6 protein-coding genes are annotated in these 5,958 nt (G+C 41.9%); 5 read left to right on the forward strand and 1 reads right to left on the reverse strand.

The window, feature by feature from the left end; genetic code table 11:
• Positions 1-277: 277 nt before the first annotated feature.
• Positions 278-1,993 (forward strand): 2-oxoacid:acceptor oxidoreductase subunit alpha, encoded by a 1,716-nt coding sequence (locus IT392_04290; protein ID MCC6543707.1) that lies wholly within the window; start codon positions 278-280, stop codon positions 1,991-1,993.
• Between the two features lies 1 nt (position 1,994).
• The gene (locus IT392_04295) at positions 1,995-2,870 is read left to right on the forward strand and encodes a 2-oxoacid:ferredoxin oxidoreductase subunit beta (protein MCC6543708.1); all 876 of its coding nucleotides are present in this window, start codon (positions 1,995-1,997) and stop codon (positions 2,868-2,870) included.
• 6 nt (positions 2,871-2,876) lie between these two features.
• Here the strand turns inward: IT392_04295 and IT392_04300 are convergent, their stop codons facing one another.
• Positions 2,877-3,416 (reverse strand): HNH endonuclease, encoded by a 540-nt coding sequence (locus IT392_04300; GenBank protein MCC6543709.1) that lies wholly within the window; start codon positions 3,414-3,416, stop codon positions 2,877-2,879.
• Positions 3,417-3,606: 190 nt separating this feature from the next.
• Here IT392_04300 and IT392_04305 point away from each other — a divergent pair, with 190 nt between their 5' ends.
• The 3 genes from IT392_04305 to IT392_04315 form a co-directional block, all read left to right on the forward strand.
• A complete protein-coding gene (locus IT392_04305; protein MCC6543710.1) occupies positions 3,607-3,795 on the forward strand; it encodes a 30S ribosomal protein S21 in 189 nt (62 codons plus the stop codon).
• A gap of 4 nt (positions 3,796-3,799) precedes the next feature.
• Positions 3,800-4,255: a GatB/YqeY domain-containing protein gene (locus IT392_04310; protein MCC6543711.1), complete on the forward strand. Its 456-nt coding sequence runs from the start codon at positions 3,800-3,802 to the stop codon at positions 4,253-4,255.
• A gap of 17 nt (positions 4,256-4,272) precedes the next feature.
• The coding region (locus IT392_04315) for a DNA primase (protein ID MCC6543712.1) at positions 4,273-5,958 on the forward strand (1,686 nt) is incomplete at its 3' end.

Below are 5,958 nucleotides of genomic sequence, written 5' to 3' on the forward strand. Positions count from 1 at the left end.
ACTTGCAATAATACTTGTATAAGGTGTTGTGATATGAAAGGAACGGTGATTAAGATGAAGTGTCCCAAATGTGATGGTCTTATGATCTATGAGAAGTTTTTAGATATGGGTGAATCCAGCCACTATTTTTTTTATGGTTGGAGATGTATTACTTGCGGAACCATAGTAGATTCTATTATAATGGAGAATAAAATTGCGCCTGTAGCTGTACTGAAGGGTAATCGCAGACGTCGCTTAAAGAAGGTATCCTAACTGTAATTTCTGGGGAGGAAGTAATTTGGGAAAAGACATTATTATCAGGATTGGAGGAGAGGGTGGCGAAGGCGTAATAAGTGCTGGAGACATGCTTGCTCAGGCGTCAGCCCGGGCAGGTCTTGAGGTTCTTACATTTAAGACGTTCCCGGCTGAGATAAAGGGCGGTTATGCCATGTACCAGTTCAGGGTTTCTGCTGAGGAGATCTTGTCTCATGGTGATACCTTTAATATCGTTGTAGTATTCAATGCTGAGGCATATGAGGTTAACAAAGGGCTGTTGAAACCCGGTAACGTACTTGTGTATGACGGTCCAGACGCGGGTATTGATCCAAAGCCTATTGAAGGTGTAGTACAATATGCTGTTCCAATGACAAAAATCAGTAAAGTTGATCTTTCAAGTCCAATTTCAAAAAATATGGTAGCGCTTGGCGCAGTGGTTCAGCTTTTTTCGTTTCCAATGGATAGTCTTGTCGAACTTGTCCGAAACAAGTTCAGGAAGAAAGGCGAAGAAATTGTAAACATTAATCTGAAGGCCCTTGAGGCAGGGGCAGAGTATGTAAGATCAAATATCAAGAAGTCGGATAGATTCATTGTTCACCCCACAAAACCAGAAGGTGATGCAATTTTGCTCTCGGGTAATGAGGCCATAGGGCTTGGTGCGCTTGTTGCGGGGTGTGAATTTTTTTCATGTTATCCAATTACCCCTGCTACAGAAATTGCAATCTGGCTCGCTAAACATTTGCCAAAGACTAACGGCATTGTTGTGCAGGCAGAAGATGAGATAGCATCACTTGGTCACGTCATTGGGGCATCATATGCCGGCGCCAAGGCGATGACAGGGACATCTGGTCCGGGTCTTGATCTGATGACTGAACTCCTCGGTTTTGCAAGTATGGCAGAACTTCCGCTGGTTATTGCAGATGTTCAGAGGGGCGGTCCTTCAACAGGACTTCCAACAAAGAGCGAGCAATCGGACCTGTTCCTTGCCGCACGAGGAGGTCATGGCGACTTTCCACGTATAGTCCTTGCTGCTGCGACTATTGAGGATTGTTTTTATTTGACGGTAGATGCCTTTAATCTGGCGGAGAAATATCAGATGCCGGTTATTATCCTGAGTGATGGTTCTCTTGCATTCAGGACAGAGAAGATAAAAAGGCCTGACCTTGCAAAGTTGAATATTATGAACAGAGAAGTATACTCTGGTAATGGAGAGTTTAAACGCTACGAAATTACTGATTCAGGCATATCAGCAGTGTCTCTTCCAGGTCAGCCTGGCGGCCAGTATATAGCCACGGGACTTGAACATAGTGAGACCGCTGCTCCAAAATATTCTCCTGACTATCATGCGATGATGACAGAAAAAAGGTTCAGGAAGATTGAAAATATTGAGGATGAGTATGCCGCCTCTGAGTATGATGGTAATGGAGATGAAGATATTGGTATTATTAGTTGGGGGCTTACACAGTGTTCAGTAAGAGAGGCCGTTAAGCGGTGCAGGGAAAAAGGACTTAAGGTAAGTGCATTGTATCCAAGGATGGTTTTTCCGGTTCCAGTGAAGGCTATTAGAAAGTTCGCATCTTCGGTGAAGAAAGTCTTGATGCCTGAGGTAAATTATCAGGGCCAGTTTGCTGAGCTGGTGAGGGCGCATGCAGGTATTAATCCTATAAGATATGATATCTACGGGGGGCTTCCATTTACCCCGGAACAGATAGAGGCCAAAATTAAGGAGGTCATATAAAATGGAAGTGACTCAGCAGTTAAAACCCAAGGATTACCGGTCTGACATCCCGCCGGTATGGTGTGCAGGCTGCGGTGACTATGGGGTTCTGGCATCACTGACGACTGCTTTTAGTGCAAACCATGCTTCAACTGCTAATACAGTCCTTGTTTCAGGTATAGGTTGTTCAAGCAGGCTTCCATATTTTGTTACTACCTTCGGAATGCACACATGCCACGGCAGGGCGGTTCCAATAGCTACGGGCATTAAGCTTGCTAGGCCGGAGTTGAAGGTTATAGTGGTTGGTGGTGACGGTGATAATTTTAGTATCGGCGGCGGGCATCTGCCTCATGTAGCAAGAAAGAATATAGACATAACATTAATCGTGATGGATAATTCAATATATGGTCTAACCAAGAACCAGGTTTCACCAACAAGCAGGGCGGGAATGGTTACCTCTACAACACCTTATGGTTCACCGGATGTTCCATTAAACCCGATAGCATATGCCCTTGTTTATGGTGCAACGTTCGTTGCTCAGAGTTTTTCATCAAATGCCAGGTTGACAGCGGATTTAATTGGTCAGGCCATGAATCACAAGGGGTTTGCATTCATAAATGTAATATCACCATGTCCTACGTTCAATAAGGTTGATACTTTCGAATATTATAAACCGCTCTTAAGAAACATAGACGAGGTTCATACGGATAAGGGTGATAAGATTAAGGCATTGTCACTGGCCATGACTATGGGCAGGGAAAGCGCTACGGTGCCAATAGGATTATTTTATCAGGAGAATAGGCCGTCCTATGTTGAATTGCTTTCTGGAATAAAGACGAGGAATAAAGGGACAAATAAACCGGACCTTGAGAAAATTATTGACGTGTTTAAACTTTAAAGACACTCAGCCGGGGTCTTCCTTCTCCAGTTCAACATTCCAATACAAATAATCCCTCCAGTTCTCAGGTTTGTTTCTTATGCCTAATGTTATAGTTACATGTGGGAGCCACTTGGGCTCACATGGTACCTTTATGAGACGCATGCCACTCTGAGCGGGAGTGCGGCCGCTTTTTTTATTATTACACTTCCAGCAGGCAGTAACAATATTTTCCCAATTCTTTTTACCACCCTTTGCAGCAGGTAAAACATGATCAAACGTCAGGTCCCTGACGTCAAACCTCAAGCCGCAATATTGACAGGTATGGTCGTCCCTGGTGAAGATATTGGCCCGAGAAAATTTTACAGAATGAATGTTGCGGGCCTTAACTATCTTTAGTAGTCTTAAGACAGAGGGTAGGTTAAAACTGACCCTGATACCACGGACTTCGCGGTCATACACTTCCAGTACTTCAACTTTTCCCTGGAACAACAGGGTGACAGCCCTTTTCCATGGGATGACCTTCAGTGGTTCATAAGTAGCGTTAAGAAGTAATGTGTGCTCCATTTTCTTCTTTGGTCAAAAGAGTGACCATTTCTAATTTCCATTATTATTACATAAAACTTATTAAAAAGCAATATGTTTGGATAAAAGAATACTTGACACATGTAACTGCTGTTTGCTATATTTAACAATCCAAGAATTTTGCTAAATATTACAATGAATATAATCTTTCAGGTAAGGGGGTGGATAATATATGTTGGGGGTAAAGGTAAAAGACAATGAATCCTTTGAAAGCGTCCTCCGCCGGTTCAAAAAACAGTGTGAAAAGTCAGGGATACTCTCTGAAATGAGAAAAAGGGAACACTATGAAAAACCAAGTGTCAGGCGCAAACGTAAGGCTTTAGCCGCAAAGAAGAAGGCAGCAAAACGTCAAAAGGTGTAAATTTATGACTTTACTCGACAGACTCTCAGGAGACCTTAATGAATCTTTAAAAGGCGGAAATAGCATTAAGACTTCTGTAATCAGGCTGATAAAGTCTGCTGTGAAATACAGGGAGATTGAAAAGAAGGCCCCGCTGTCAGATGACGATGTAATTGAAGTAATAATGTCAGGGATAAAGCAGCGGAGAGATTCAATAGAACAGTTCAGTAAAGGCGGTAGAGCTGATCTGGTAGAAAAAGAGAACGCAGAGATCGGGATATTACAGGCTTATTTGCCTCAGCCTCTTACTGATGAGGAACTCGTAAACGAAGTTAAGGCAGTAATGACGGAAGTTGGGGCAACATCGGCTAAAGATATGGGAAAGGTAATGAAGGCTTTAATGCCACGTTTGAAAGGAAGGGCTGAGGGTACTAAGATAAGTTCAATTGTTAAAGAACTTATGGTTGAAACGGCACATTAATAGGGGGGAATCTCCCCTTGAATGGATATATTCCTGAAGAAATATTAGACAGGATAAGGGAAAGTCAGGATATTGTAGAAGTAATTTCCAGACACCTCTATCTCAAGAAATCAGGGCAGAACTTTGTTGGTATCTGCCCTTTTCATTCTGAAAAGACTCCGTCTTTTATTGTAAGTCCGGGAAAGCAGCTTTTTCACTGTTTTGGATGTGGTGCCGGTGGTAATGTTATTACCTTTTTAATGAAGTATGAAAAGATGCCATTTATAGATACAGTGAAAATGTTGGCGGGAGATGCTGGTATCAGAATTGCGGATAATGGAGCAGAAGCTACAGATAAAGATAAGAAGAATAAGAGATTAATAGAAGCTAATAAATTGGCGGCAGAATATTATAATACTAACCTTATTAAATCGAAGGAAGGAGAAATGGCCCGGAAATATATGTTCGAACGAGGTATTTCTCCGGAAATGCTCGAACGGTTTAATGTTGGCTATTCGTTAAACTCATGGGATAAGGCGTATGAATATCTGGGAAACAGGGGGCTGGCTGATGAAGTTCTGGCGGAGGCAGGTATTATTGTTCCAAAGGGTAAGGGTAAAGGATATTACGACAGGTTTCGCGGCAGGATTATGCTGCCCATCTACGATAGGTATAAAAAACTAGTGGGATTTGGCGGGAGGGTAATGGATGATACCAACCCAAAATATCTTAATTCTCCGGAAACACCATTATTTAGCAAGAGACAGCTATTATATGGTCTTGACCTTGCGCAGAGCAATATCAGGGAATCAGGTTATGCTATAATTGTAGAAGGATATATGGATGTTATTGTGGCTCATCAGTTCGGCATACAAAATGTTGTGGGAACGCTGGGTACTGCATTAACTGAAAATCACATTAAGAGCCTTGGCTTTTTAACGAGTGAGGTTATTTTGACATTTGATTCTGACACCGCTGGTATTAATGCAGCAAGGAGGTCAGTTGATCTTTTTCTCAATAGTGAGATTAAAGCCAGGGTATTGTTACTTCCGGCGGGGGAAGACCCTGATAGTTATATAAGAAAACAAGGTAAGTTAGCTTTTACAGAGTTATTAAAGAACGCTAAAGGCATAATTGAGTTTGAGATTGATATGATTATTGAAAAGTGGTCAAATATGGACCATTCTGAGTCTATTGATGCAAAAGTACAGGTGGCAGCAGAATGTCTTGCACTTATTAGAAAAATCAATAACAGGATTGAACAGGACTACTATTTAAAAAAAGTTGCAAGAGAGACCAGAACCTCGGAAGAAGTATTAAGGTCTGAGTTAAAAAGAAGGAGCAGGTTAGCTGATAAACAACCTGTTACAGCCCGCGGTGATAAAACGAAAGCGAGGGTAGAGCTAAAGAACAAGCCAGGGGTTGAAGAAGAAATCCTTTTTCTGATTCTGAAGGATTTAAATCTCAGAAAAGTTGCAGGCAACAAATTAACTCCTGATGATTTCTCCGACCCGAGGTTACGTGATACGTGGGTGTATGTTTTAAAGTCGGATAAAGCTGTTCATCATATCATTAATGATATCACATGTACTGATGCAGTTAAAGAAATTGTAACAAGATTGGTGGTTTTTGATTTTCATTTTGATTCACCTGAGCAGACGCTTATTGATTGCATCAGGGTTTTGAAGCGCAATAGACTAAGCAGGGAGTTAAAGCAACTGGAA

This window comes from Nitrospirota bacterium (assembly GCA_020846775.1).
Classification (GTDB): domain Bacteria; phylum Nitrospirota; class 9FT-COMBO-42-15; order HDB-SIOI813; family HDB-SIOI813; genus RBG-16-43-11.

What these genes read in the sequence shown, in the direction of transcription:
- IT392_04295 (MCC6543708.1), top strand. Translation starts at nt 1,995, where the DNA reads ATGGAAGTGACTCAGCAGTTAAAACCCAAGGATTACCGGTCTGACATC.
- IT392_04300 (MCC6543709.1), bottom strand. Translation starts at nt 3,416, where the DNA reads ATGGAGCACACATTACTTCTTAACGCTACTTATGAACCACTGAAGGTC.
- IT392_04305 (MCC6543710.1), top strand. Translation starts at nt 3,607, where the DNA reads ATGTTGGGGGTAAAGGTAAAAGACAATGAATCCTTTGAAAGCGTCCTC.
- IT392_04310 (MCC6543711.1), top strand. Translation starts at nt 3,800, where the DNA reads ATGACTTTACTCGACAGACTCTCAGGAGACCTTAATGAATCTTTAAAA.